General features: G+C 54.8%; 4 protein-coding genes. 1 reads left to right on the top strand and 3 read right to left on the bottom strand.

Annotated elements, in window-relative coordinates; genetic code table 11:
* Positions 1 to 271: 271 nt before the first annotated feature.
* Positions 272 to 1,069 (bottom strand): hypothetical protein, encoded by a 798-nt coding sequence (locus GSQ80_RS20045; protein ID WP_158789449.1) that lies wholly within the window; start codon positions 1,067 to 1,069, stop codon positions 272 to 274.
* Between the two features lie 225 nt (positions 1,070 to 1,294).
* On the bottom strand, positions 1,295 to 1,939 hold the full coding sequence (locus tag GSQ80_RS20050) for a YukJ family protein (protein ID WP_158789450.1): 645 nt from the start codon (positions 1,937 to 1,939) through the stop codon (positions 1,295 to 1,297).
* Positions 1,940 to 2,186: 247 nt separating this feature from the next.
* Between GSQ80_RS20050 and GSQ80_RS20055 the strand changes: the two genes are divergently transcribed.
* Complete coding sequence (locus GSQ80_RS20055; RefSeq protein ID WP_158789451.1) at positions 2,187 to 2,600, top strand: hypothetical protein; 414 nt, start codon at positions 2,187 to 2,189, stop codon at positions 2,598 to 2,600.
* A gap of 180 nt (positions 2,601 to 2,780) precedes the next feature.
* Here the strand turns inward: GSQ80_RS20055 and GSQ80_RS23150 are convergent.
* Positions 2,781 to 3,281, bottom strand: a 501-nt coding sequence (locus GSQ80_RS23150) for a hypothetical protein (protein WP_216850490.1), incomplete at its 5' end; no start/stop codon positions are given.

Here is a 3,281-nt window from a genome sequence, read left to right on the forward strand (position 1 = left end):
CCCGCTCATGGTACGTCCGTACCTGTCCCGCTGACAGCGGCTTGGAGAGCGTCAGCATACGGAGATTTTATGCCAATTGCTCAATATATGCCGACTCGTCACCGATCCGAAGCTCGATGAGCGCATTGGGGATTCAACGCTCGTTGATAGAAGGCGGAGACGGGTCACAATGTCGTAGTTTCCCAAAACGCCGTTTTCAAGGAATGACGATATTGCTTTCGATAAGCCGAGCTATGAGGATTACTATCCGGCTGTTTTGGAGGCGACTCTGTCAGCGCTTAGCGGGTCCGGCAGCTAATGCCTGTTCGCCGATTCCTGCAGGTAGGAGAAAAATTGCGTCTAGCTTTCTCAGGGCTTCGTTTCTATCCAATACTTCTTGCCACCGATCGAGGATTTCGACCGGCGACGTGAACTTGGGATCAGGATTGATCTTTTTGCGCTCGATGTCGTTCGCTATATTCAAGTCGACAAGCTGTCTGCCTTGCCAATAGCTACAAGATTCGTCCGTTCCCTGAAAGCATTTCGATGCCCAGGCGTTTGCCTGGTCAATCGTCCTTCGGCCCTTCGCATCCGATGCCAGCAGCTCGAAGTCAGAAGACTTGATCGGCGGAGGATTCATCTTCGCCCTCCAGTAGCCGACGGCGGCGACGATCCCATCGCGCCTGGCCTGCATGGCCCTTGCCTGTGCTTTGTCGCCCTCGTAGCTGCCGTCCGAAAAGAGGACCGCGGTAACCTCTACTTTCCACTCGCAACCGCTGGAGTTCGGGTAAAAGTTCTCGCGGAAGGTGACTCTCTCCCAGGGCCTAACTGGACCGTGTTGTGGCCGGTCTCCCACGATGCCTAGAAATTGACCGTTCTGAATGCCGAGGATGTCCTGGCTGCCTTCCGTGGCACCGTTACCGCATTGGGCCTTATAGTGGAACGCCTCGATGGAACTTCGTGCATCGTTTTCGAGGATGAGGTTTCCGCTGGTGCCCGCCGTCAGTTCTGTTTGATATTGCACTGCCTGGGCGCTACGCATACATGCGGAGACTGCGATGGCGAGAAGCATACCGGTGGCTCGAAACATGGGTATATGAAGTTCCTTTCGCGACTCCGCGAGTAATTTGGTCGCTATTTCTACTCAGCGACACGACGGTATCAAGTTCTTTAGACGACGGGCAAGTCGAGTACGGTGAAGCGTTTGTGTTGACTGATCAACAACCCATTCATCGAACCTCCCTGAAAGTCGGGTTTTCGGCAAGTTCGCGGGCCCTTCGCTAGAGGGTTTGGGCCATACCTCGCTCCGGGAGCCTCAGGCGTTGCTGAGCGGATTGCCAGAGCTGTCAGTGTTCCATGACTCGGTCTGGAAGGCGATGAAGACGGCCGTCCATGTTCCGGTAGAAGGCAGATAGATGAAAATAGCGCCATCCTGCCAGATGCCATTGTCGTTGCCAAAGGTGCCGAGGGGATTGCCCTGGTTCATGTGGATGTCGTGGATCCCGTCCACTTGGCCGCTATCCGCAAAGGCGCTTCCAAACGCAAAGATCGTTCCCTTATCGGCGATGGTCTGGTTGAGCAAGGTATCGACGGCGTTCTCGAGCGGAGTGGCGTGGTCGCCGATCCGCTCGCTCTCGGGCAGAAGGGTCATCTGAGCGAGGGTGATCATCGGTGTGCCGTTCACCTGCTCACGCACGAAATCCAATGCGAGGCCGGCTGGGTTACTCGGCAGGGCGTGCATGCCGGAGTTGAGGGCAAGGAGTCCGGCTCGATCGGGCGGTCGGAAGTCGTCGACGATGGCATAAAGCACTTCAGAGCCATCGGTGGACTCGATGTTGACTGCGACGGTGAAAGGACCCCCTGTGGCCTCCATGGTGATCTGGTAATGTGTGCTCGTACCGCTGACAACCTTGCCTGCAGTTGGCAGGCCCCGCAAGACGCTGTAGTTGGTAATTGGCATGAATCTTCCTCTATGCGTCGATAATAGATCTCGTCGAACCCACGGCCCTGCAAAGTCGCATTTTCGGCAACTTCAGGTCTGGTGGTATCCGAAATGTATGGTCCGCCGCCCGAGGGACGGGTTCGCGGTACTGTATTCGTATCATCCTCATGTTCCGAACCGCTGCCGCCGCTGTCGGCAGCAACAAGGTTTAGAAAAAGGAGCTTGGGACGTTCCACTCCTTAGCTTAACCCATAAGATTGTATGCATGAAGTTTTACCGAACTTCCCTTGCAACTCGCATTGTCTTAACAACAGTCAACGCCACTGTGGCGGGCTGTGGAATCGGCTTACTCTTCAAGGGCCGCTGGCTGGTAAGCTTGGTTCTTCTCTTCGTTGGTAGTATCCAAACCTTTTCCCTGTGGAATCATTACTGGGAGATTGTCGCCGAGGGCGTGCTCCGCTTCAAAGGCTATGGTTTTAATCTAACGTTTCCAAATGCCGAGCTGCGCTACGCAGGACCTGTGCGTGGCCATAATAGCTTTCCTGTTTCTAAGAGGAAGGTTATTGAAATTGAGATCTCTGGGGCTCGGGCAAAGCGATATGCACGGGTAGCCGACCGTGACGCTTTCCTGCAACAGTTGCAACGCGTTGCTCCCCACGCAGTGATCATCGTACCTTAGAGATCAGATACCACATCGCAAGCGCCCCAGACTCGATTATCCCAATTCCACGTTCCGGAAAAGTCGGGTTTTGTCTAAGTTCGATTCTGCCGCTGGGGGACACTTTGAACTTGGATGAAACGCCGTTTTCCGCGAATCCACCGGCGCTTTGCTGCTCGGTGACCTGGGAGAATCGACTAGTCATTCCTGATCTCGAACAGCGTCACTCTTATTCTTCTGAGTTTTGATTAGCTTTCCCACTTCATCAATCCGGTCAGTCCAAATGCCTCCCCCAAAAGAGGGAGGCAACTTTCCGAGGTCGACCGCGTTATTGAGCCCCTTCGTTCCGCCTTTTTTGTAGTCATCCACAGCGTAAACAGCCGTATTCACGGCGGCCATCCGGGCTACAAATCTGTTGGGCCAGCCCCAAAGCCAGGGACCTGCGTTGACCGGGACAAACAACACGCTATGACGGCAGTCAGACGGAGTAAACCCTGTCCAGCCAATCGCTTCGTAGGACAAAAGGCACCGCTTCAAGGTTTTCGGAGACATCGTTTGCACGTCCCCGTACGTGGCACGAACGATCGCGACAGGTTTATCGCTTCCAGTCACACTTAGCCGGGCTCTCTGGCCGGACTCGAGCTTTCCGAGCTGCTCTGAAAGTGCAATCCCTTCTAGGGGATCGCCGCTCTTCACATGGAT

It is taken from the genome of Granulicella sp. L46, assembly GCF_009765785.1.
Taxonomy (GTDB): Bacteria; Acidobacteriota; Terriglobia; order Terriglobales; family Acidobacteriaceae; genus Granulicella.